33 protein-coding genes are annotated in these 21,819 nt (G+C 53.3%); 4 read left to right on the forward strand and 29 right to left on the reverse strand.

Features of this window, described 5'->3' with window-relative positions; all coding sequences use genetic code 11:
* From AC2LB6_RS21455 to AC2LB6_RS21475, 5 genes are all read right to left on the reverse strand, one after another.
* A partial coding sequence (locus AC2LB6_RS21455; RefSeq protein WP_490095053.1) for a phage tail protein occupies positions 1 to 679 on the reverse strand: 679 nt, incomplete at its 3' end.
* Positions 676 to 1,287 (reverse strand): phage tail protein I, encoded by a 612-nt coding sequence (locus AC2LB6_RS21460; RefSeq protein WP_490095054.1) that lies wholly within the window; start codon positions 1,285 to 1,287, stop codon positions 676 to 678. The genes AC2LB6_RS21455 and AC2LB6_RS21460, both read right to left, overlap by 4 nt.
* Positions 1,284 to 2,198 carry a baseplate J/gp47 family protein gene (locus tag AC2LB6_RS21465; RefSeq protein ID WP_490095055.1) on the reverse strand — a complete coding sequence of 305 codons (915 nt, stop codon included), beginning with the start codon at positions 2,196 to 2,198 and terminating at the stop codon, positions 1,284 to 1,286. Before AC2LB6_RS21465 ends, AC2LB6_RS21460 begins: the two co-directional genes overlap by 4 nt.
* Entirely contained in the window at positions 2,185 to 2,541 is a 357-nt protein-coding gene (locus AC2LB6_RS21470; protein WP_490095056.1) for a GPW/gp25 family protein, read from the reverse strand. Before AC2LB6_RS21470 ends, AC2LB6_RS21465 begins: the two co-directional genes overlap by 14 nt.
* Positions 2,538 to 3,116: a phage baseplate assembly protein V gene (locus tag AC2LB6_RS21475; protein ID WP_490095057.1), complete on the reverse strand. Its 579-nt coding sequence runs from the start codon at positions 3,114 to 3,116 to the stop codon at positions 2,538 to 2,540. Before AC2LB6_RS21475 ends, AC2LB6_RS21470 begins: the two co-directional genes overlap by 4 nt.
* Positions 3,117 to 3,233: 117 nt before the next feature.
* Here AC2LB6_RS21475 and AC2LB6_RS21480 point away from each other — a divergent pair, with 117 nt between their 5' ends.
* Positions 3,234 to 4,028, forward strand: a complete 795-nt coding sequence (locus tag AC2LB6_RS21480) for a hypothetical protein (protein ID WP_490095058.1) — start codon at positions 3,234 to 3,236, stop codon at positions 4,026 to 4,028.
* Between the two features lie 17 nt (positions 4,029 to 4,045).
* Here the strand turns inward: AC2LB6_RS21480 and AC2LB6_RS21485 are convergent, their stop codons facing one another.
* From AC2LB6_RS21485 to AC2LB6_RS21535, 11 genes are all read right to left on the reverse strand, one after another.
* On the reverse strand, positions 4,046 to 4,492 hold the full coding sequence (locus tag AC2LB6_RS21485; protein WP_490095059.1) for a phage virion morphogenesis protein: 447 nt from the start codon (positions 4,490 to 4,492) through the stop codon (positions 4,046 to 4,048).
* Positions 4,485 to 4,916, reverse strand: a complete 432-nt coding sequence (locus AC2LB6_RS21490) for a phage tail protein (RefSeq protein ID WP_490095060.1) — start codon at positions 4,914 to 4,916, stop codon at positions 4,485 to 4,487. The genes AC2LB6_RS21485 and AC2LB6_RS21490 overlap by 8 nt, the downstream gene beginning before the upstream one ends.
* Positions 4,882 to 5,121: an Rz1-like lysis system protein LysC gene (lysC, locus tag AC2LB6_RS21495; RefSeq protein ID WP_490095061.1), complete on the reverse strand. Its 240-nt coding sequence runs from the start codon at positions 5,119 to 5,121 to the stop codon at positions 4,882 to 4,884. The genes AC2LB6_RS21490 and lysC overlap by 35 nt, the downstream gene beginning before the upstream one ends.
* Positions 5,012 to 5,437: an Rz-like lysis system protein LysB gene (lysB, locus tag AC2LB6_RS21500; protein ID WP_490095062.1), complete on the reverse strand. Its 426-nt coding sequence runs from the start codon at positions 5,435 to 5,437 to the stop codon at positions 5,012 to 5,014. The genes lysC and lysB overlap by 110 nt, the downstream gene beginning before the upstream one ends.
* Positions 5,438 to 5,441: 4 nt before the next feature.
* Positions 5,442 to 5,951, reverse strand: coding sequence for a lysozyme (locus AC2LB6_RS21505; protein ID WP_490095063.1), 510 nt, complete (start codon positions 5,949 to 5,951; stop codon positions 5,442 to 5,444).
* Positions 5,932 to 6,144, reverse strand: a complete 213-nt coding sequence (locus AC2LB6_RS21510; protein ID WP_490095064.1) for a phage holin family protein — start codon at positions 6,142 to 6,144, stop codon at positions 5,932 to 5,934. The genes AC2LB6_RS21505 and AC2LB6_RS21510 overlap by 20 nt, the downstream gene beginning before the upstream one ends.
* Before the next feature lie 3 nt (positions 6,145 to 6,147).
* Positions 6,148 to 6,351 carry a tail protein X gene (locus AC2LB6_RS21515; RefSeq protein WP_490095065.1) on the reverse strand — a complete coding sequence of 68 codons (204 nt, stop codon included), beginning with the start codon at positions 6,349 to 6,351 and terminating at the stop codon, positions 6,148 to 6,150.
* On the reverse strand, positions 6,351 to 6,815 hold the full coding sequence (locus tag AC2LB6_RS21520; RefSeq protein WP_490095066.1) for a head completion/stabilization protein: 465 nt from the start codon (positions 6,813 to 6,815) through the stop codon (positions 6,351 to 6,353). Before AC2LB6_RS21520 ends, AC2LB6_RS21515 begins: the two co-directional genes overlap by 1 nt.
* A gap of 99 nt (positions 6,816 to 6,914) precedes the next feature.
* The gene (gene gpM / locus AC2LB6_RS21525; protein ID WP_060680983.1) at positions 6,915 to 7,559 is read right to left on the reverse strand and encodes a phage terminase small subunit; all 645 of its coding nucleotides are present in this window, start codon (positions 7,557 to 7,559) and stop codon (positions 6,915 to 6,917) included.
* Between the two features lie 2 nt (positions 7,560 to 7,561).
* Positions 7,562 to 8,734, reverse strand: a complete 1,173-nt coding sequence (locus tag AC2LB6_RS21530) for a phage major capsid protein, P2 family (RefSeq protein ID WP_490095067.1) — start codon at positions 8,732 to 8,734, stop codon at positions 7,562 to 7,564.
* Positions 8,735 to 8,778: 44 nt separating this feature from the next.
* Positions 8,779 to 9,636, reverse strand: a complete 858-nt coding sequence (locus tag AC2LB6_RS21535) for a GPO family capsid scaffolding protein (RefSeq protein ID WP_301252977.1) — start codon at positions 9,634 to 9,636, stop codon at positions 8,779 to 8,781.
* 142 nt (positions 9,637 to 9,778) lie between these two features.
* On the opposite strand from AC2LB6_RS21535, the gene AC2LB6_RS21540 reads away from it, so the two are divergent.
* A complete protein-coding gene (locus tag AC2LB6_RS21540) occupies positions 9,779 to 11,545 on the forward strand; it encodes a terminase ATPase subunit family protein (RefSeq protein ID WP_163763104.1) in 1,767 nt (588 codons plus the stop codon).
* Complete coding sequence (locus tag AC2LB6_RS21545) at positions 11,545 to 12,588, forward strand: phage portal protein (protein WP_490095068.1); 1,044 nt, start codon at positions 11,545 to 11,547, stop codon at positions 12,586 to 12,588. The genes AC2LB6_RS21540 and AC2LB6_RS21545 overlap by 1 nt, the downstream gene beginning before the upstream one ends.
* 54 nt (positions 12,589 to 12,642) lie before the next feature.
* Here AC2LB6_RS21545 and AC2LB6_RS21550 read toward each other — a convergent pair whose 3' ends face one another.
* The 13 genes from AC2LB6_RS21550 to AC2LB6_RS21610 all read right to left on the reverse strand — a co-directional run bounded on the left by AC2LB6_RS21550 (position 12,643) and on the right by AC2LB6_RS21610 (position 21,445).
* On the reverse strand, positions 12,643 to 13,338 hold the full coding sequence (locus tag AC2LB6_RS21550; protein ID WP_490095069.1) for a hypothetical protein: 696 nt from the start codon (positions 13,336 to 13,338) through the stop codon (positions 12,643 to 12,645).
* A 19-nt stretch (positions 13,339 to 13,357) separates the two neighbouring features.
* Positions 13,358 to 14,422, reverse strand: coding sequence for a hypothetical protein (locus AC2LB6_RS21555; protein WP_490095070.1), 1,065 nt, complete (start codon positions 14,420 to 14,422; stop codon positions 13,358 to 13,360).
* Positions 14,419 to 15,483, reverse strand: a complete 1,065-nt coding sequence (locus AC2LB6_RS21560) for a PD-(D/E)XK nuclease domain-containing protein (RefSeq protein WP_490095071.1) — start codon at positions 15,481 to 15,483, stop codon at positions 14,419 to 14,421. The genes AC2LB6_RS21555 and AC2LB6_RS21560 overlap by 4 nt, the downstream gene beginning before the upstream one ends.
* A gap of 258 nt (positions 15,484 to 15,741) precedes the next feature.
* Positions 15,742 to 16,008 carry a hypothetical protein gene (locus AC2LB6_RS21565; RefSeq protein WP_490095072.1) on the reverse strand — a complete coding sequence of 89 codons (267 nt, stop codon included), beginning with the start codon at positions 16,006 to 16,008 and terminating at the stop codon, positions 15,742 to 15,744.
* 99 nt (positions 16,009 to 16,107) lie between these two features.
* A complete protein-coding gene (locus AC2LB6_RS21570) occupies positions 16,108 to 16,293 on the reverse strand; it encodes a hypothetical protein (RefSeq protein ID WP_490095073.1) in 186 nt (61 codons plus the stop codon).
* A gap of 198 nt (positions 16,294 to 16,491) precedes the next feature.
* On the reverse strand, positions 16,492 to 18,861 hold the full coding sequence (locus AC2LB6_RS21575) for a replication endonuclease (protein WP_490095074.1): 2,370 nt from the start codon (positions 18,859 to 18,861) through the stop codon (positions 16,492 to 16,494).
* Positions 18,861 to 19,661 (reverse strand): DNA adenine methylase, encoded by an 801-nt coding sequence (locus AC2LB6_RS21580; protein WP_033786613.1) that lies wholly within the window; start codon positions 19,659 to 19,661, stop codon positions 18,861 to 18,863. The genes AC2LB6_RS21575 and AC2LB6_RS21580 overlap by 1 nt, the downstream gene beginning before the upstream one ends.
* Entirely contained in the window at positions 19,658 to 19,885 is a 228-nt protein-coding gene (locus AC2LB6_RS21585) for a TraR/DksA family transcriptional regulator (RefSeq protein WP_490095075.1), read from the reverse strand. The genes AC2LB6_RS21580 and AC2LB6_RS21585 overlap by 4 nt, the downstream gene beginning before the upstream one ends.
* A complete protein-coding gene (locus tag AC2LB6_RS21590) occupies positions 19,885 to 20,112 on the reverse strand; it encodes a DUF2732 family protein (protein WP_490095076.1) in 228 nt (75 codons plus the stop codon). Before AC2LB6_RS21590 ends, AC2LB6_RS21585 begins: the two co-directional genes overlap by 1 nt.
* Positions 20,113 to 20,181: 69 nt before the next feature.
* Positions 20,182 to 20,520 (reverse strand): DUF5347 family protein, encoded by a 339-nt coding sequence (locus AC2LB6_RS21595; RefSeq protein ID WP_490095077.1) that lies wholly within the window; start codon positions 20,518 to 20,520, stop codon positions 20,182 to 20,184.
* A complete protein-coding gene (locus AC2LB6_RS21600) occupies positions 20,484 to 20,672 on the reverse strand; it encodes a phage filamentation protein Fil family protein (RefSeq protein WP_071998019.1) in 189 nt (62 codons plus the stop codon). Before AC2LB6_RS21600 ends, AC2LB6_RS21595 begins: the two co-directional genes overlap by 37 nt.
* Positions 20,673 to 20,675: 3 nt before the next feature.
* Positions 20,676 to 21,185, reverse strand: a complete 510-nt coding sequence (locus tag AC2LB6_RS21605) for a phage regulatory CII family protein (protein ID WP_337014171.1) — start codon at positions 21,183 to 21,185, stop codon at positions 20,676 to 20,678.
* Between the two features lie 35 nt (positions 21,186 to 21,220).
* On the reverse strand, positions 21,221 to 21,445 hold the full coding sequence (locus AC2LB6_RS21610) for a MerR family transcriptional regulator (protein WP_045139711.1): 225 nt from the start codon (positions 21,443 to 21,445) through the stop codon (positions 21,221 to 21,223).
* 122 nt (positions 21,446 to 21,567) lie between these two features.
* On the opposite strand from AC2LB6_RS21610, the gene AC2LB6_RS21615 reads away from it, so the two are divergent.
* The coding region (locus AC2LB6_RS21615; RefSeq protein ID WP_490095078.1) for a helix-turn-helix transcriptional regulator at positions 21,568 to 21,819 on the forward strand (252 nt) is incomplete at its 3' end.

Consider the following 21,819-nt stretch of genomic DNA (forward strand, 5'->3'; position numbering starts at 1 on the left):
TATCGTAAGAAGCGTTTTCAGTGATGCGATTTAACTTCAATAAACGCCCTGAAAACTTTTCTGTTAAACCGAGGTTTTTGAGAAGGTCGGCAACCAGCCCGGCGTCTTTGATTTCTGACAGGGCATTTGCAATCTGCAGGTACTGGCTGTGTGGATTATCAGCATCGGCATGTTTTTTCATTTCGCTGTCTGTGTATGCCTTAACTTCGATAACAGCATCATCCACGTACTTCCGCGTTGCCAGCACCACGGACGGGTCAATCTTCAGGGTGATAGCGTCGGTGCTGTTAATGATCAGCATCATGCGCACGGTCTGCGTGCGGCCACTGCCTTCCTGCAGTGCGGGTTTGTAGGTTTCCGGCGTGTTGCAGACCGCGATCAGCGTCCCGTCCGCGTCGAACAGGCCCATTTCCCGGATCCAGAACCCGCCCGACGTTTCGGGGATCACCTGTTCGGCAATCATCTGGCTGGCGTTGGCCGGGTCAATGCTCAGCGTATTGATGGCGGCGCGGCGCACCTCGTTAACCAGCTTCGTCTGGCTGGCGTTCGGGGTCGGCAGCGTGCCGCCGCCGTCGCCCACGGCCATCTGCGTGATATTCAGTTTTGTACCGAGTGCGGCAGCGTTGGCAATCTTCGCCGCGCCCTGATTGGTGACAATTGCATAGTATTTTTGTGTCATGGTCCCACTTCCATCAGGTCAATAACGTGAACCGCCGCGCCGCCATAAACTGCGCCGCTGACGGAAATAATTTCCGGGGTATACGGGTAAACGGTCAGGTCATCACCGTCATAGCTGGCCGCCGCTATAAGCGTTTCACCGCTGACCTGCAGGTTTATCGACATTCCCAGCAGGTGACGGCTGCACGGCTTCGCATCGCTGATCAGCCGCTCAAGCTCCTGATAGGTTTCTTCAGTAATGCCCTGGTCCTGCACGCCAATGTCCAGCCGGAACGTGCCGGGCGGCTCACTGGTTTTCCACCACTCAATAACCCGGATCAGGAAGCCGAACGGCTCCACCACGCGGCGGATGGCGCTGATGGTTCCCTTGTGCTGATGAATGTAAAACGCATCGCTCACCACCTGCCGCTTGACGTTCTCCGCCCAGCTTTCGTCCCAGCGGTCCACCGAAAAGGCCCAGGCCAGATAGGGCAGAAAGCTCACCGGGCAGGTGGCCGGGTTCCACAGGTCGCGCAGCGGCACGTTCAGCCCGGAAATCCCGCTGCACGCCTGCGCCAGTCGGCGCTCCAGCGCAGACGAACCGGGCGGCATCAGGCTGCTGTTGCTCATGTCACCCCCTGATCGCCCGCCACGGAAATGTCCGTGCCGGTGCAGTAACCCGCCTGCGTGCGGTCCATGATGATGTCCTGCGCCGGTTCGGTGATTTCCACCCAGTCCACACCGGCCACACGCATCACCGCCCCGTAGGACTCACGCCGCACGCTGCGGCCCAGCTTTTTCTGTTCAGCAAGGTAAGCCGCCAGATTAGCGTTTGCCGCCTCAAGGCAGGGACCGGCGGCCACGCCGTCGAACAGGTGCAGCCTGGCCTTCACACTGTAGTTGCGAATAGTCGCCCCCTGAACCGTCACACGGTCGGCCACCGGGCGCACGCTGTCGGCGCTTAGTGCTGTGTCCACTGTAGTCAGCAAATCCGCTGCCGCCGTGCCGTCGCCTTCGCGACTCAGGACAGTGATCAGTACTGTCGCCGGTGACGGGCTGATGGCGGACACGTCCTGCACCCGGCCATCGGCGCTTTTAGCATGAAACTCATACGCGCCCGTCGGTCCGGCCACGCTCAGCCCCTCAAACGCCTCCGGCACGCGGACGCGCAGTGCGTCGTCTGATTCCATCACTGCATCCACCGGCGGCACCGCGTCGGGATTCGCAGGCGTAATGGTCAGCCGCTTCACATTATTGCGGGCGGCCTGCTGGTCCAGATCGCTGCCGATGGCGTAGGCCACCATCACCGCCTGCGCCGCCTCATTGATGCGCTGGCGCAACAGGATTTCGCGGTAAGTATTTTCCTGCAGGCTTTTCACAATCGGTTCAGACTCCAGCGCCAGCACGCGCCGCATGGCGGCCTGTTCATCCGCCGGATAAAGCGCAATCAGCGCCTCTTTGCGCTCAGCCAGCAGCGATTCAAAGTTTGGCACCTCAATAATCTGCGGTGCGGGCAGTTGGGAAAGGTCAATTACTGCCACTGTTCACCCCCGTTGGTACAGACATAGCAACCGGCGAACCGTCATCCCGCTGGCCGGTCAGCTCAATCACCATAGAGCCGTCAAAGTCGCTGGTAAGGTTTACGGTGCTCAGCCTCACGCGAGGTTCCCAGCGGCTGATGGCGACATACACCGCCGCCATTACCTGCAGGCGGATCACGTCGTTCTGTGGCTGGTCAATCAGCACCGACAGCAGCGAGCCGTAATCACGCCGGGTGATGCGGCTGCCTTCCGGGGTGATCAGGATGTCGCGAATGCTCTGCCGTATGTGATCGATATCGGTAATGGCTTTGCCGTTGCCACGGTTCATGCCGAGATACATCATTGCGGGCCTCCTGACATATCGCCGCCACTCTTAACTTTGTTGTGTAAGTGCTTATCAGCAATTACGCCGTTAGAACTCATTGAACCGCCGCCGTGTGTCACATCGCCGTTCATCGTGGTGTCACCGTTGATCCGTGTCTGGCTGGCCTCTATCCCCAGCGCATCGGTGATCAGCTGAATGCCGTCCGCCGCTTCAATGCGCACGCTTTTGATGTTCTTTATCAGCAGCTGGCCGGTGTCCGGCTCGTACTGAAACCAGCCGCCGTCCTTAAACACGGTTGTGGTGCCGTCTTCCGAATAGTCGGGCGGCGGGAAGGCTTCGGAATAGATGGCGGGTAGCGCAAAGGCGGTTTCAAGATTGCCGCCCAGGCTCAGCAGCACGACCTGCTCTCCAACAGTGGGTTTCCACCACGTTCGGGTGCTTCCAGCGCGCAGTGTGAGCCAGTTAATCCAGTTGGTTTCAAGGTCGCCCGTTTTCACCCGGCACAGCCAGTTCACCGGATCAACCTCGGACACGGTGCCGGTGCGAATCAGGTTGGTGATAAGGCGCATAATTTCGGTGAGTTTTTCGTTCATTAAAAAATAATGCCTCACAGCTTATTCTTATGATAACTTTCTTGGCTGTGTGGTAGATGGCACAAAGAGATTAATTTTTAAAACCACTTCTTACCAAAGGCAAAAGGAAAGCCAAAAATGAGCACCTTCATAAACGCACTACCGATCATATTGGTCTTGTTAATAGTCTTACCACTTCTTCTTAGTAAAGGGTTCTGGAGTGATATCATTAACATCCTAGGGTACCAACCATCTATAAGAAATGAAAAGACATGGCCCAAGGTTGTGTATAAAAAATCTGTGGAATGGTGCAAAGTTAAATTTAGTAATAAATCTAAAGGCCATATAAAAAATGTATCAACCGCAAAAGAACAAAAAGATAATAATAATTCCAGCACTACCATTGATGAAGACGATCACGATCCAGTAGCATCTTCCGCAAAAAGCTTACAGGCTCATGCACAAAAAACAATATTCATTTGTTTGAGTTTGCTGTTAATAGCCAAGGGATTTGTAGAAGTGTTAGACACTTTAAACCTCATTGAAAAGGTTCAGCTTAGGCACGTCATTTACTATTGGACGTTGAATGACTTTAAGTTAGCCGAGGTGAGCTGGACTCAATTAGTAGATAAATATCCTGTGTTTTCTCACATAAAAAATATAAGGACGCTGACTTATGTAGCTAATGCCTTAGCGATTTCATGCGGACTTCAACTAGCCTACATGCTAATTACTGACGGCCCAGATGAAGCTATTGAACCAATAATGCTAGGCGTAGCTTCAGTGATTTTATTGATTCTATCAACTGTAGAGCCTAGTCAATGGGGAATATACAACTCCATCTCAATCATATTGCTTATCTTAGGTATTTTCTTATTACACTTCATGTCAAAACGGCTAGGCGATAGCGATACTAAAAAAGTAAAAAAATGATTTTTACTGTAAAGTGCTTATGAACTTAATGAGCGAAAAATAATCTCGCGCAATTTTTTTTCGACCTCACCATTAACGCCCAGCAGTGGACGTTCAGCATATTTCACCATAGGGCCGCGACGGCTTACCCGGTCCCGCAGGCCGTAGTGGTGAACGCGGGCCAGCTTCTGCACCCCCGGCACAAAGGCAACCTCAGCAGCGTCCGCGCCAGCCTGCGCCTTCAGATACTTCGCCGTTTTCAGCTTCGCGAACATGCCGCGACGGATGCGGCCCTTTTTGCTGCGGGCGCTGACGCGGCGCGGCTCCCATGTGGTGCCGTCAGGGGATCGCTGCGCGGTGATGTTTGCCTGCTGAATGCGGCGCACGTCGCGCGCCACCTCGCGCAGCATCTTTTTCCGGGCGGCAGGCTCCAGTTGTGACAGCAGCGCCGCCAGCCACGCATCGACTTCATGCAGTTCAGCCACGTTTCACCGTCCAGAACTCCTCCGGTGCGTCCGGCTCCGGCACTGCCTCAATGCTGATTTTCCCGTCCACAGTGGTTGCCACGACGCGCTCGGTCAGCTTCAGATCCATGCTGATGTCGCAGCGGTCATTGCCCAGAATATCGACCTCAAACGAAAACAGCTTTTCGCGCGCCTCGCTGTTCTGCAGCGCGTCGGGCTGATTTTCCCGCAGCCACAAAAGCACCGGGGCCATCAGCAGGTTCTGGTCGCCGGTGAAGTCGGTGATCACCACGTTCAGGGTGTAGCGATACTCCCACGACAGGGACGCGGCGGACGTGGCGACCAGCTGGCCGCTGTCCACGAACAGGTGCAGGCGTTCCGGGTTTTCGGCCACGTAAGGGACCGACTTATTAAGGGCGCTGCGTAAGGACTGCGGCTTGTTCATCGTCTTTTTCCTGACAGCTTATGATGGTATCGACCTTACCGGCACACGCCGCCCAGGCGGCCTCCGTTTCGTCCAGCAGGGCCAGAAGGTCGCCGTTAGTGAGCGGCGCTGCGGGGTCCAGCTGGCAACGGGTGATTTTCGGACAGCCACTCACGGTAAGATTCACCTCCTGCGAGGGCCGGTCGCTGGCGCAGCCGGACAACATGATCAGGCAAAGCGGTATCACTCCAGCGGCGCAGATCTTCATTTTCACGTTTCAGTTCCTCAATTTTTCGCTGCCGGTCGCGCAGCAGCTGGCCGTTGCGTTCGGCGGCGGCGTAAAGCTGCGTCTGTGCCTGGCTGTTTGTCTGCGTCAGGATGTTCAAGGCAATCAGCTGGCTGTTCTTTTGGCTCAGCTTTTTCCCCTGAGTTTCTATGATTGCCTCATGCGCGTGAATCTTCTGATAGGCGTTGTGCAGGTTCCACGACTGCCACAACACAATCCCCAGAAAAAAAAGAACCATCACGATGATGTTCTTCATGTGCTCATACTCCCTTAAGGCACCATGCCAGTTCACGTCCACGCCGGTTATCCAGCCCCTGATTAAATACGCCTTTCACGTACACCCAGCGCGGCAGCTGATAACACGCCTCGCGCCACTGTCCATTTTTCAGCAACGCCACCATCGTTGAGCCGCAGACGTTGCCGGTGCCAACGTTGAACGCCAGCGACACCAGCGCGTCATAAACCTGCTGCGGCATAGAGACCGCCACGCAGCGCGCCAGTGCCGCCTCAGTGCGTAACACGTTGGTGATGAAATTCCCCGCCGCCTGCCGTTCCGTGATGGACTTACCCGGCACAACGCCGGACGTGTTGCCGATCCCGTCGGTCCACTTTCCCGCGCTGCACTGGTAAGGCTGCAGGCGACAGCCCTCATAGTCGGCAATCAGCCGCAGCCCCTCTACGGAGGTATGCAGCAGCTGAAAACCGGGCATCGTGGCGGCCAGCGCCAGCACCACGCCCACGGCGCAGCGTTTAACGGTCTGCAGATTCATATTCACTCCGCGTAATACGCCCGCTTGCCAGAAGCTGATAGGTTTTGTGTTTGTAGTACCAGCTGATAAGCGCCATCAGCAGGCCGATTAACACACCGGCCAAGGTGGACATGTCTTTCAGGTCCATGCCGCCCAGCCACGCCATCACCACCGCAATGCACCAGGTTAAAAAGGTGCTGATTTTTTCCCACATGATTCAGTCCCAAAGCTGGACGGCCTGCACGGTGGCCGTTGCTGTCACGTCCGGCAACTCCACCTCCAGCCCGTGCGGTAAGAGGGGGCCGTGCTCCGCCAGCCCCGGATTTGCCTGCAGCACCTGTTCAGCCATGCCCTGCGTGCGCCCGTAGTGACGCCAGCAGAGTGCGTCCACCGTGTCATACTGCTGAGCACGCACTTTCATCAGATAAGCTCCACGGTGCAGTGCGGCATGTCCTGCACGCGGCTGATAGCCCAGCGCGCATCGCGCCAGAGATCGCCGCTGGCATCACTCAGATCTTCGCCGCGCTTCACGGCTGAGGCGGTGGCGTCAAAGTCCTGATAACGCTCGTTCAGCACCGCGCGCGTCCAGCACCACACCGCATTTTCATAGTGATGCAGCCGCACGCTCACACCGGCCAGACGCTCCGCCGGAACGTCAGCCAGGCCGTTATGACCGGCCAGCTCCTGCCGCTCACGCCACGGGTAAAGCTCCGCGTTAACCTCCGCCATCGCGGTCAGCACCACCTGACGCAGACGCTCCGGCGTCACGGTGCCGTCAACGCGCATGACGCTGCGGAACTTCGCCAGATCGACATCCGGCCAGAATGAGTTATTGGGGATGATGTCCGGCGCTGCCGTCGCCTTCTGTGGCGCGATAAATTCCATTGCTCTGTTACTCCTGAATAGGTGGGCGGTGGACGGGGTTTTGATGCGGCGCTGCCTGTCGCCACCCCGTGCCGCCCCGCGCGTGGGCACGTCCGGTTATCAGCTGGCGTTACGGATTTTCCGCTCCAGCTGCTCAATGTCTTTTTTAACGCCGCACTTTTCGTCCAGCTGCAGGGCGCGCTTCAGATGGTTCAGCGCGGACGCAGGGCTGCTTTCCGTCAGCACCCAGCCGATGGACTTGTGCAGACGGGCGCGCGACTGATCGGGCATGTCGTGTGCGTCTACCACCTCCAGCGCCTCCAGCAGCAGGGCCGGATCAAAAGGCGTCTTTGCCAGGATGGCAGCCTTTGCCGCGTCAGCAATTTCTTCGGCCAGCACCGTCGCCGTGGTGCGTTGTCCCAGCGGCATCGCCCAGCCGTGTTTCAGCGCGTGGCGACCAATCGCGAGCGCACCGGCATAGTCACCGGCATCAACGCGCCACAGCATCACGTACATCAGCACATCGTCCTGCTGCGCGCCGTCCGCGCTCAGCACGCCCTCAGCCCAGGCGGCGTACTTCGGCAGCACCTCCACCTTGATTTCGGCCTTTCGGACGTTGGACTGAATGCCCTTGAGGCGGCGGCGGTCTTCGTTCAGCTGCAGCAGCATCAGGTCATAGCCCTTTGTGCTGCGGCCACTGCCGCCCGACCGGGCGGCCTCCTGTGCCTGAATAAAGCGCGTATGCGCGCGGAAAGGATTGGTCACGGTTACGCTCCGGCGTTCTGGTCAGCGCCAGCGCTGCCGGTTGAGTCATCCGCGCCGCTCATGGACTTCACCACGCTGGCCGCCACGGCGGCGATGCGTGCGATTTCCGCTTCGCTCATTTCGCCCGGCGCTTTCTCCGGCTCCTGCTCCAGCAGCTCAATGTTTTCCACCAGGCAGGTGCAGTCGTAGTCCTCAACCACGTAAGCCTCGTTAACCGACTCAAGGTTTTCGATGCGGTCACGTTTCGGGTTGTCGATGATCGAGCGGCGGCGGGTATCTTCCTGCCAGTAGATGGACAGGTTATCCAGGCGGGTGATCAGCAGCGCATTCGCCGGGAAGTACGGGGCGCGGACCGCCTGCAGGCCGCCGATGCGCTTCTGGCTGATGATCAGATCAGCGGCCAGCGCTTCGGTGTTGGGCTGGCTCTGATTGACCAGCGGGAAATACTTATCAGCCAGCAGCTGGCGTCCGCAGATAACCACCAGTTCGGTGTCGTCCTGATACTGCACGCCGATTTTTTCCGACACCGCGCCCATCACCACGGCGTCCAGGTTACGGAACAGGCCGCTTTTCCCCACGGTGATTTTGTCCGACACCACCTTGCCGTCGTCACCGATGTGCTGACCCAGTACCTGCGACGGCTTCTCCTGGCGGATTTTTTCCAGCCAGCCGATATTCACGTCCTGCAGCAGCGGGTTCTGCACGCGGTTGGAGGTTTTCTCACGCTTCAGGCCGTTGAAGCCGATCATGATGCGGTCCAGCGCCTGACGCTTCACGATGGCGTCACGGATGCGCACCTGGAAATCGCTGAACTTCGCCCACATGTCCAGCTTTGAATAAGGCAGCGCCGTGTCAAAGTTGGTCTGCGTGCATTTGTAGCCATCGCCGTCGATGTAGGTCGGATCGGTCGGCTCGCGCTCTTTCTGGGTGGTATCGGTGGTGCCTGCAATGGTGGTGCCGATCCCCAGCCCCAGCCGTTCGCCGCTCTGCTCACTGACCGGCATAATGTTGATGGCCTGCAGGAACGCGGACGACTCCTGAATTTTGCTTTCCAGCGTCTGCGACACGGACGGCTCAATGGTGAATTTGCTGTTCAGCGCGGACAGGTCAATCTTGTTGATTTCTGCCAGCACCGACATGTAAGCATTCAGCTTAAAACGGGTAGTATTTTTCATCGCTTCGCTTTCTCTGTTCGTTAAAAAGGTTTGCCGCCGCTGTATCAGCAGTCGGTGCGCACTTCGCCGCCGCTGCCGTTACCCTGCGTGCGCGGGCGGACCTGCTGGCGGCCATCTTCCCGGCTCAGTTGCTGCTGCAGTTCGGTGAAGTCCGCCTGCAGCTGTTCGCGCTTCAGCACTTCCTCACCCAGCGCACTGCTGAAATGCGATTTCAGGCTGTCGGCCTGTTCGCTCAGTGCCGTTTCAATGCGCGCGCTCAGGTCCTGCTGCTCGGTGGCAATCAGCTCAACCGCCTGATGCACGTCGCTGAAGCGCGCCGCGTCGGTCTGCTGCTGTCTGCTGAACATCGCCTTGATGCGGGTAAACAGGGCGGGCTTTTCGTCGGCCACGTCCTCAAACTCGATCAGGGTTTCTTCAGCGGCAGAGAAAACGTTGTCAGGATGCTGCTTACGGTTTGCCAGCGGGTTCGCCCCGGCGCTGGCGCTGAACTGCAGCATTTCCGTGCCGAGGCTGGCCGGATCGTCGGTCACGGCCAGGCCAATCAGATAGGCCGCGCCGGTGTCCGCGAATTCCGGGCGGATTTCCATAGAGGTAAAGATTTTCTGCATGGTGCCGGTCAGCGTGACCAGCTCGTCAGTCGGGTTGATCAGGGCATACAGCCCCAGCTTGCCCTTCAGCGGGCCGTCGCCGATTTCTTCAGCGTCCAGCGCTTCCACTACGCCAAAGCGACGAAACGGACTGTCTGGCGTGTAGCCCTTGATGTGCTCCATGTTGATCACAGCGGTGTACAGCTCAGGGCTGTAATTTGCCGCCATCTGTTCAAGCCAGCTGCGCTCGATGGTGCGCCCGTCCGTAGTGGCACCTTCCACCCCGATACGAAAACGCTTTGCTTTCTTTGCCATTGTCCAGGCTCCGGTCAGTAAAACTCTGTGAGGCTCTATGGTTGCGGCGGCAGGGGTATCGAAACAACGCGCGGACGTTGTGCGGGAAACCACACAATGAGGGATGGCGGAAAAGGAAGCGGCGGGGCCGTATTTTGGCTGCATGAACATGACACCCGCCCCCGACGACCTCGATCCCCGCAGGCAGGCTTTACTGCTGTACTTTCAGGGATACCGTATCGCCCGCATTGCTGAAATGCTGGGAGAGAAACCCGCAACCGTTCACAGCTGGAAAAAGCGCGATAAGTGGGGCGACTATGGCCCGCTGGATCAGATGCAGCTGACCACCGCCGCACGCTACTGCCAGCTCATCATGAAGGAGCAGAAGGAAGGGAGGGACTTTAAGGAAATCGACCTGCTGGCGCGTCAGTCCGAGCGCCACGCCCGGATCGGTAAATTCAGCAACGGCGGCAATGAAGCGGACCTGAACCCGAACGTGGAAAACCGCAACAAAGGCCCGCGTAAGCCCCCGGAAAAGAACCTGTTCAGCGACGAGCAGATTGAGAAGCTGCAGGAGGTTTTCCACGGCTCAATGTTCGGCTACCAGCGTCAGTGGTGGGAGGCCGGAAATAAGTATTCTGTCCGTAACCTGCTGAAGTCGCGCCAGATCGGGGCCACCTTCTTTTTCGCCCGCGAGGCGCTGATCGATGCGCTGACAACCGGGCGTAATCAGATTTTCCTGTCAGCCAGTAAGGCGCAGGCGCACGTGTTCAAGCAGTACATTATTGAATTTGCCCGCGAGGTGGACGTAGACCTGAAGGGCGATCCGATGACGCTGAGTAACGGCGCGTGCCTGTATTTCTTAGGCACCAACGCCCGCACCGCACAGAGCTATCACGGCAATCTGTACCTGGATGAATATTTCTGGATCCCGAAGTTTCAGGAACTGCAGAAAGTGGCGTCCGGCATGGCGCTGCACAAGAAGTGGCGCGAAACCTACTTTTCCACCCCGTCCAGCCTCACCCACAGCGCCTATCCGTTCTGGTCCGGTTCGCAGTTCAACAAGGGCCGGGCCAAAGCGGACAGGGTTGATATCGACCTCAGCCATCAGTCACTGGCCGCCGGTCGCCTCTGCGAAGACGGCCAGTTTCGCCAGATCGTCACGGTTGAAGATGCGGTGCGCGGCGGCTGTGACCTGTTTGACCTGGAGCAGCTGCGCACGCGCTACAGCCCGGAGGATTACCAGAACCTGCTGATGTGCGTCTTTATGGACGATCTGGCGTCGGTGTTCCAGCTGGCCATGCTGCAGAAGTGCATGGTGGACAGCTGGGAAGTCTGGACCGACTTTGAAGCGCTGGCGCTGCGGCCGTTCGGCTGGAAAGAGGTCTGGATCGGCTATGACCCGGCGAAGGGAACGCAGAACGGCGACAGCGCCGGATGTGTGGTCATGGCACCGCCTGCCGTGCCGGGCGGCAAGTTCCGCATCCTTGAGCGCCACCAGTGGCGCGGGATGGACTTCCGGGCGCAGGCTGACGCCATCAGGACGCTGACGCAGCAGTATAACGTCACCTATATCGGCATCGACTCCACCGGCGTCGGGCTGGGCGTGTATGAAAACGTCAAAGCGTTTTTCCCGCAGGTGAAGGAGTTTGTTTATAACCCGAACGTGAAGAACGCCCTGGTGCTGAAGGCTTACGACACCATCGCCAGCGGGCGGCTGGAGTTTGACGCCAGCCACCTCGACATTGCGCAGTCATTCATGTCTATCCGCAAAGCCACCACGGCCAGCGGCAACCGTCCGACCTATGAAACCAGCCGCAGTGAGGAAGTCAGCCATGGCGATTTAGCCTGGGCGACCATGCACGCGCTGGCAAACGAGCCGCTGCAGGGACAGGCGGCACACACGCAGAACATTGTGGAGATTTACTGATGAGCAAACGCAGGAACCGCACCCGCACGCAGCCCGTGCCGCAGCCAGATAACATGACCAACGGGGCAGCATCGGAGGCGTTTACCTTTGGCGACCCGATCCCGGTCCTGGACCGGCGCGAACTGCTGGACTACGTGGAGTGCGTAATCAATGATCGCTGGTATGAACCGCCCGTAAGCGTTGACGGGCTGGCGCGCACGTTCCGCGCCGCCGTGCATCACAGCTCACCTATCAGCGTAAAGTGCAATATTCTGGCAAGTACCTTTATCCCTCACCGCCTGCTGAGTCAGCAGGCGTTCAGCCGCTTTGCGCTGGATTACCTGATTTTCGGTAATGCCTACCTGGAGAAGCGGACCAGTCGCCTCGGTAACGCGCTGAAGCTGGAGCCGTCGCTGGCAAAGTTCACCCGGCGCGGCCTCGACCTGGATACATACTGGTATGCGCACTATGGCATTAACACGGAGCCGTATGAGTTTGCAAAGGGCAGCGTTTTTCACCTGATGGAGCCGGACATCAATCAGGAGATTTACGGCCTGCCGGGCTACCTGTCAGCTATCCCGTCGGCGTTGCTGAATGAGTCGGCCACGCTGTTCCGCCGCAAGTATTACCTTAACGGCAGTCATGCGGGTTTCATCATGTACATGACCGACCCGGCGCAGAGCCAGCAGGACGTGGACAATATCCGCGGTGCCATGAAAAGCGCAAAGGGCCCTGGCAACTTCCGCAACCTGTTTATGTACAGCCCGAACGGGAAAAAGGACGGCATACAGATCATCCCGCTGTCAGAGGTGGCGGCAAAGGATGAGTTTCTGAACATCAAGAACGTGAGCCGTGACGACATGCTGGCTGTGCATCGCGTTCCGCCGCAACTGATGGGGATCATCCCGAACAACACCGGCGGATTTGGTGACATTGAGAAGGCCAGTAAGGTATTTGTGCGTAATGAACTCATGCCGCTGCAGAAGCGTTTCGAAGAGTTAAACAGCTGGCTGGGTGAGCAGGTAATTCGCTTTACAAAATATACGCTCGACGAAACCAACTAAAAAATAACGTTAAAAATGGGTGTATCGTTAGTCGATAACACCCATCAAACTATGCTAAAACTTGCCAAGCTCCATACGCGAAATAACTTCATTAAATAGGGGGATGTGCTCTTCAGGCACAACTGCAGACGCTCCACTAGTTAATTCAAAGCTAATCTTAGAATCTTCATAAAAACCGCCTGCTTTTATTTTATCAAGCTTATAGTCACTGTTATCAACAAAACTTTCTAAATCATGCAACGCATCGCCGCTTGAATTTAGTTCCAAACATGCCCTTGTTTTTTCAGTGACAGGAAGGTTTGATACTTTTACTTTAGAAATACCGAAAATCTTAACTCCAAAATCCTCTCGGATGGTTTTCATAAAGGAGTGAAGATCTACAGATAAACTCCCATAAGCAACATTTAAGCTATCTTCCTTAGACAAAAAATCAATAAAAGGCTTAACTGTTTTTGGTGGGCTGTAAAAAGTTAATAGGCATGTTTTGTTACTAATGTTTTGGATTGAAAAACTAATCTGATCAAAGATAACTCTTTCGAACTCAAGAATATCTCCAAAAGGATCGGAAACAGGTTCTAAAACCACGGTTTTTTTATTGAATGTTGCCGAAACACCATTATTAATCGCTTCAAACTTAGTGAAACCAGCACCAATAGCATCAGAATAAGGGGTGTTTTTGATAAAATCAAAGATAGCGTAAGAATCAGTACGAATCTTTAACCTCATCCATTTCAATCTTAATTGTGACATGGCCACTCCTTACGATGAATTAGCTGATTTCCATTATAATTGAATAGGCTCTGTTTTCAATGACTTTATTGAACCTCTCAGCATCTCTCCCAGAGAGTTTTTGAGGCTTACTGAAATATTGCCCATTCGATTTATACTTTCTAACGCCTTTGACCAAATAAGAAAAATTAGTGCAATCGAGTGGGTCTCCAAATTGGGCTTCAAGCTCAAATATGTCTGGGTCTACTAACTTCTCCTTGACCTTCCATTTTATTTTCCAGATGTAAAATCCTCTATCATAAAGATCGCTAAGCTCATCGGAATTTAGAACACCCTTACCCTTAAGAGATGCTCTCGAAACATGCACCCCTGTTTCTAAATTACCGTCCTCAGCCTCCAAAGCCTCTGGTGTTGGATGATATACATAAGCATCCGTAACATCTAATAATTCATAACCATCGAGCGTGCGGATTAATTTATCGAAAAATAAAGTTCTAACATCTGCCGATGTGTTGTGAGATAAAGTAATCTCATTGATTTTTATATCAAGATTACTGTCATTATCTTCTTCATTTAGAGCATTACTAATGTGTCCAAGCAAAAGCTCTTCATAAGTCTCTAAGTTTTCGTTGTCAGGACGGCGAATGCTATATCCATTCTCAACAGGCTCAATTTCAATCAAAGCCTCTTTGTTTATGGCTTGTTTAAAGTCACTTTTACCATAGTTAGTTGAAAGATACCTTATGTTAATAAGCACCCTAGGTCCGTCAATTAGTATTTTGCAGAAATCATCTTGACTGGTAATTTCTTCTCTAAGCTTTTCTGCTGCATCTATTATATTACTCCTATCTATTTTAGCTTCAATTCTTACACACGTAATTTTTTCAGTGCGAGTTTGTCCGCCTAACAATGTTGCTATCTTCTGATGCTCATAGTAATCATGCGTCATTCGAGAGTAATTTCTTGCTAACTCTTTCCTTGGTGTTTTTTTAGATATTATTGTCCATCTCTCAAGGAACAAGTCTTGAATTTCATTTAATGTGATTTGTTTTTGATTTAAAGCATCATATAAAGCTTTATCAGTTACACTATGAATGTTTTTCATTTAGGCTCCCAAGAAATGACTTCTGCTGAAAAAAACTCTTTTACAGTGGACACTACTTGAACATCCAAAGCTTCGAGCCTTTTTTTAGCATCTTCATCGAGTCCATATTCATGCGCATACTTTTCTACGCCCCGCTGAAAATGAGATAAAATTCTTTCGTCTTTTTCACGATAGGCTAATCGTATTCTTATTTTATTTATTCCATCAAGGATTTGATAGTTCGATAATAAATCCAATAAATAGAAGAATTCATTATCACTATTCCCTTTCCTGTTGTAATAGACAATAAATCCTTCCGGGTATACTTCTTCCTCTATCTTTGTGGCTTTATTATATTTGAGGACTGCACCATGCTTCACAATCATAAAGGGAGATGACAATACCTCTATGGTGGCTGGGAGGTGTTTTTCTGTAACAGCTACTTTGTGAAAGTTTAACTGAGGATAATAGAATCCATATTCCTCATCTGGAAACTCCCTCTTAGCGATCATATCATTCATATCGCTCGTTACTGCCAACATATAACTTATCAAAAAAGGATCTATGATATGGATTTGCTGGCCTGCGCATAAAGGGATTTTTTCTAAATTTACCGCTTTATTTCTTCTTCCCTTCTCAGGTTTAGGAGGGTTAAAAAACTCGTAGAAATCATGCTGTAATTGATTGTCGTGATTAAAAACAAACAATAAGCCCCGAACCTCTGAGTTTATTTGAGAAAAGTTGTATTTCTCTATCCACTCAGTGTTATATCTGGCACATTCGATAGTTTCAGCTAAAGATTTTAATGCGTCCTCAATTTTTGTGGCATTTATAGAGCCAGCTTTATAGCTTTTCAAATCAGTATTCAGATAGATAACCTTATTTAGGTAAGGGTCCTTATAGCTAAATACTACATCTACGGGGTGAGTATGCTTATGCTTCTTGCTTTCAGGTTTATGTTTGGGTTCATCATCACAAGGGAAGTCTCTATCCCATGGACCATGCTGCTGCCACTTGAATCGACTTAGTAGATCTTCCGATATGCGTTTCGCCAAATCTTCTATAGGTCCGTTCTCTGCCATGTCATTTCCTTAATTTTTGCAGATAAATCTCATTGAAAGATAAATTGAAGGCTTTCTGCTTGCAAGGACTTTAGCCATGACATGAGACAGGGAGCGCGCGCTCGTAGCCCCGCCACGCCTGCCCGCTTTATGTAGTGGTTTTCATGCACCTGCATGACATAAACAAAAGCCCGCCAGTTCTGGCGGGCCAAAGGGTAAACGATCCTTTTGGGATCATGCGGATTCATGCAGCATAGGCATGCACTTACCTGCAAAAAGTCAGAACAGGGGCAGGTTGTTATCTGGCTCAGTGATTTTCGGGTCGACCGTAACAGGATTGTTTAGCGCCTGCAGATAAAGCAGACCCTGAGAAAGAGAGACGGGAGCAGAAATCTCAAGCCAGAAAACACCATCATAAGTCCGGCCTAACCAAAAGCCGCCGCCGTTCTCTTTTGGCCGCTGAAAGAAAACTAATCCGCCAGGCGCATAATCAGTCAGGCTTTCGCCCCGGTAAACTACCTGGTAATTCGAATCGCTTCCGGCCATAGCCTAACGCCTCGTGGTACTCGTTGTTCAACCTTGCCAGTGCAAAAAATAAATTTTGTCACCAGCAACGTTATCAATATGCTTGGCTGCGGACTCACGCTACTCCGCAGCGTAAAAAATCTCATCGTCGGGGACTTTTTCGCAGCTCGAATGCGCTAACTCAGCGATGATACTCATCGCCAATTTCATGTCAGATTGCTTGCAATTAGCTATAAGTGACACCTCAGCAATGAACTGAACGCAAGCCATCTTACGGTTTATCGGTGCCAAATCTTGAGTGTTCATCTAACCCTCCCTTTACTCTAAAGACTGTATAACCATACAGTAGTAGATGAGTTACGAAATGTGAAATGTTTTTTCATTCAATCGGACCTAATTTGAAAATAAAAGGTAAGGTTTTCAGTGATTCCAACCTGTTATTTTGATTAGATTAAGCCTTGCTTTCTCCTGACTAACGGCTTCGCTTATGGCAGCATTCTTAGTTCAGATCCATTGACTCCATTTATCGTCTTCCTGCAGCCGCCCGTTCTTATAGAAAATGCGCATCCCCGCGCCTGAATTGATACTGCCTCCGCACAGAAGCAGATTTGTTTCAGTTTCTTCACCGGTAAAGCCCCTCGTTTTCAGCTCTGCAACAAGAGCAGCCCGCTGAACATCGTCAATTACCTGCTTATAACTCTGCTTCTGGCGCGGCTTCACCACTCGGAGACGCGCCAGCAGATCCCGGCGCTGTTTTCTGGTCATATTGTCGAAGTCTGCCGGGCCATAAAGAGGCTTTTCACCTGGTTCTATAGGTTCAACAGTTACTTGATTACCCCCTGTAATGTTCAGTTTTTCATCAGGGGGACAGTTATTGCCACGAGTCCAAGGGGCGCTAGCGCCCTGGTCGGCTGTCGCCTCCTGAACATCAACGGCTTTACGGACCATTTTCCACTTCGTTACGTGTGTGCAGATGCGGCCTGCTACTAATGGGGACCAGATGCCATAAATGCGGGTGCCGTGATCGCCGTAAGGGGTCGGCTCGTCGTTAAGCTCGTATGCTGTTCTGACGATGTGATGTTTACGCGGAACCAGCACGCCGCCCTGTTTCATGATGTAGGTGGCAAAGCAGCCCACATCTGCAGCGGCCAGAACCGCATCCAATTGCGCGTTTTCAAGAACCGGCGCACCGGCCTTTTTGTCGCTCTGATTTCTCAGCGCCTGACCGGCAAGCAGGCGCAGTTCCCGGTAAGCCTGACGGCCCGGAATACCAAAGAAGCGGAACTGCTGAACGCGATGAAGTGACGCCCACGCGCCTACGTTCTCCGCGCTATCACGCAGTGATTTACCTGTTTCTGCACTGATTTCATCAGACAGGCCACGGCCATCAATATTTTTACTGACGTATTTAGCGATATAACTGGTCGGTGAACCTTTGCGCGGGTTGATTAGTTCAGCTTTAAAGCGCGGCCCGGTATTGTTGCCAAGTTCTTCGCGGTCCTCACGAATGGCAAATTTCCGCAGCAGTGCGGTGACTGAACGGCGCTCTTTTTTGCGCATGAAGCACAGCAGGTGCCAGTGTACGGTGCCATCATGATGCGGCTCAGCAACCCGCACGCCATACCAGCGCATCCCGGCTTTATGCATGGCCTTGCGGAAGGCAGCGAAGGTATCAACCAGATAATCACTGCTCTGGCGAACGGTGGCCGTGGTCCACTTCGGATTCGGTCTGCCGTTGTTCAGCGTGGCGTGGAAACGCGACGGGCAGGTGAGAGTGTAAAATACGGCACAGTCGCCGCGCATTTCCGCAATAAGCTCCAGCCCCTTAACACAGGCCATCATTTCATTGCGGCGGTGTGCCGAGTTGCTGTTACTGGCATTTACCACGTCTTCCATATCGAGCGTATCGCCTTCATTGCTCACCAGCTCATGCGAACGGAAAAACTCCAGAGACTTCCTGCGCTGCTCACGCTTATGGATCACGGCTTCAAAGCTCACGTAGGGGGACGCTTTTTTGTTGACCAGGCAGACAGCGCGCAGCTGCTCTTCACGCCATTCACAACGCAGCTGCCACAGCTTGCGATACCACCAGTCCGCGCAGAGCATACGGGCCAGCGATGGCGGGATCAGATCATAGGGCACAGGCTTGCGACGGCGCTTTTTACGGCGCAAGTGCTCAAAGGCCGGGGGGATTACGTCCAGGCGCATCGCTTCCGCTGCAACAAGTTCCCACGCCTGGCGGACCTGCTCCGGCGTCACGTCGTCACTGACGAACAGATGGCCGCTGGCTTTATCCAGACACATGCTCATGTGCGCAGCGACCAGCGTAGATAAACGCTTGACCTGATTCTGGTTCATTTCAGGCAACGCCAGCAGGCCGTCCAGCCCGTCGTGACCGGCCATAAAACGGAATGAGGCTGAAATCTGGCTTTCGCGCACGCGGGCCAGCCTCTCAAGGCAGGGGCGGATGGTTTCGCGCAGGTAGCGCGAGTAAGCCTGCGGCCTGCCGAGATTGTGGAAAAACTTAACGCGCTCCATGAGAGGCTTGCTGATGTGCGAAGGCTGCGCGCTGACATCGGCAACGATAACCAGATCGGGATTGTGTTGCTGCTGTTCGCGGGCCATCTTTGCCCGGCTGACAATTCTGTCCTGCACAATTTCGCGCTGGACAGGATCGCGGGACTCGTTGAAAAAGTAGCGGTCCCAAACCTCATCACTCATTGCCTCACGGCGCAGCTGCTCCTGCTCGTTATCTGCAGCATAAAGACTGATCAGGTTTGAAAGCGCGGACACCGGCGCAACTTCCGCCGGGTCCAGCTGTGGATTGATTGCCTTTTTAGGGGCGTTCCATGGGTATGCGAAAACCTGAGTCATTACACCGCCAGACTCATGTGACGCACTGCGATGATTTCAGATGCGCGCTTGCTTTCACCCGCAGCCACGCCAACAGAGCGGGCGGCAGTGACTTTTGTCAGGTCAAATTCACGGAAGATACTGCGGGTAAACAGGGTGTCGCTGTTTGAAACGATGACCGGGTTACGCTCAGAAATACCCAGCAGGGTGCAGGCCAGCGAGTGCTGATCATCGTCGCTGAACCCATCGGTGTGATAAGCGGTGAACGTGCCGTGATATGGCGGGTCGCAGTACACGACATCACCGGCACGGACCATGCTTAGGGTTTCGCTATACCCCAGACATTCAAACGTCGCGCGCTGAGCCTTCACGGCAAACGCTTCGATTTCTGCCAGCGGGAAATATGGCTCTTTATAATTACCGTAGGGGTTATTAAATTCGCCGCGCTTGTTATAGCGGCAAAGGCCACGGTAGCCGTGGCGATTCAGGTAGAGGAATTGCGCAGCACGTTCCAGCAGTGGCAGCGCCGCATTGAAGTTAAAATCTTCGCGAACCTGATAATAACTTTCTTCAGTTTGATTCTGAGTAAAGAGCGATAACGCAACGACAATAAACGGGCGGGTATGCTCTTTAACCTGACGATAGAGGTTAATCAGATCGGGATTAACATCCGCTACCAGATAGGCCGGATAATCCGTATTCATCATGACGGCACAGGAACCGGCAAACGGCTCAACCAGGCGATCACCGGCGGGCAGGTGCTTAATCAGTTCAGGCATCAGGCCGGACTTGCTGCCAGCCCATTTCAGGATGGTTTTCATAATGCCGCACCTTTGTGATGTGCGCTTTTCAGCTCACTGATTTCCTTGCAGGTCACGCACAGGCAAACGCCCGGCAGTGCGCGGCGGCGCTTCTCCGGTATTTCTTCGCCGCACGACAGGCAGAAAAACTCACTCGCCCCTGTCGGGCGGTGAGTCGCGTTAGCCAGATTGCGCGCCAGCTCTTCCTGCACGCGCTGCTGTACCATGTCCATTGAATCAGCCATCAGTGCAGCTCCTGCGCCTGGTTCTCAAAGCGTTCTGCTTCTTTGTCCAGCAACTCGATGATTTCCGCCGCTGACATTTCCTGTTTGCGGGCATGAATTGCTAGCGCGGCCAGGCGGATAGAAACGGATAGCGCATCATCAGAACGCTGCTCAGTTTTGGCCTTGCTCAGCAGGGCATTAAGCGCGTCTTCGTCTGCTTTTAAATTACGGGTCTGGATATTTCGCATTTCACTTTCTCCTGAATTCGGGCAAAAAAATGCCCGGCGGGTTTACGCCATTTAATTTCGTTGTGTTAATTAATTAGGTAACGTCAGATTCTTTGGAAATAAACTCACGACTGCTTTTAAGTGATTCATCGCGCTAATCAGCGCCGTTAATTCGTCACTCGTCAGTTCACTGAAATCAACGCTGTGACGTTCTTTGCTGATATTTGCCAGGAAGAAAATTGCGCTCAGTGCGCGGCCATTCTGTTCAGCCTGGTGATCGCGCTTATTACGCATATCTGCGATAAAGCGTTTGAGTTCGTGGCTGCAATCGCCATACATCATGGTACGAAGGGCAGAGATATGATTAAGCGCACTTGCACGCTGCCCTGCGTTCATCTGAACAATGATACTTTCAGCTTTGTAACCCATGATTCTTTCCTCTCACTCGTTAATGCTGCCAGCAGTTCGGCCTGTGAAATTGCCGGGTGCCAGCGCCTGCCCTTATCTGCCGCAATCCAGCCGTGGCCGTATGCATGGGACGGACTTTGCCGCTTCAGAAGCGGAGCCACTGAAAACGCCATATCTCAGACCATCCCGATTGATGCACCGATACCACTTAACACATCAGCAGTACCTGAAAGTGCAGGGTTAGAATGAACGCGAGTCTGTACAGCGAGGGCCGCCAGCATCATGCAGCGAATGCCGGTATTAGCTGCTTCAACAATCCCGCGACGGCATGAGGTGGTAATGCTTGCGTGATTAGCAGCACTGGCAGCAAGCGTTCCCACCTGAGCGGAGGCATTGAGCACGTAAGCCGGAAATTTTTCAGCGGCATGTTCATTAACAGGAACACATGGCAGACAGTGCAGCTGCGCCAGCATCCCATCCATCAGCGTAGCGTCCTCGGTCAGATCAGTAAGCAACAGCACTTCTGGAACGGTCAGCTGATGCACCTGATCAGGATTCAGCTTGTTGCGAAGCGTCTGCACTTTCATGCCTGCTTGCTGGGCCAGCTCCCGCATGTTGTGAGACAGTGCAAACTTGCGGCAGGCGTCTTCGTAGTGGTTATGGGTGGAAGTCTTGAAATCAAACATGGTCATTCCTTTGCTCAACTTAAATAATTAAGTTGTTACGCAGCAACGTAGCGGCAGTTGACACCTTGAGCGAGCAAACGCGCGCGGAAGGCAACCATGTTGATGCGTGCAGCACCGCCAATTTTTTTACGTGGCATAACAAGCAGATCACCGTCTTCAACCATCTGCTTCACAGTGCGAAGGCTGTAACCATAAGCCTGTGCGAACTGTTCATAAGTCATCAGATCTGGGCCGCTAGGTATTGTAATTTGATTGGTCATCGGGGATTATCTCCAGTTGGCAGTATTTACGGTGCATTGGCGTGCATTTTCACTAACGAAGTGGATGATATATTCCAAATGGATTTGTGTAAACAGATCATATTGGATTATTTGAAGGGTATATGACCGATTACAACAGCGATGTTAAGGCCATACTGGAGAGAATCCTTAAATCTTATGGGGTTAGCTCACGCCCAGAGCTAGCGGAACTTCTGAAAATTCCGTTACCTACTATCCAAAATTGGGTATCTCGCCAGAGTTTACCCGGCGATTACATCGTTCAATGCGCATTGGATACGGGAGTAAGCCTTAGATGGCTGGTTAATGGTGAACTTGCAAATGTAAGTTCAGATGGAGTGAAGCATCCCTCTCTG

This window comes from Pantoea sp. RCC30.1 (genome assembly GCF_058148845.1).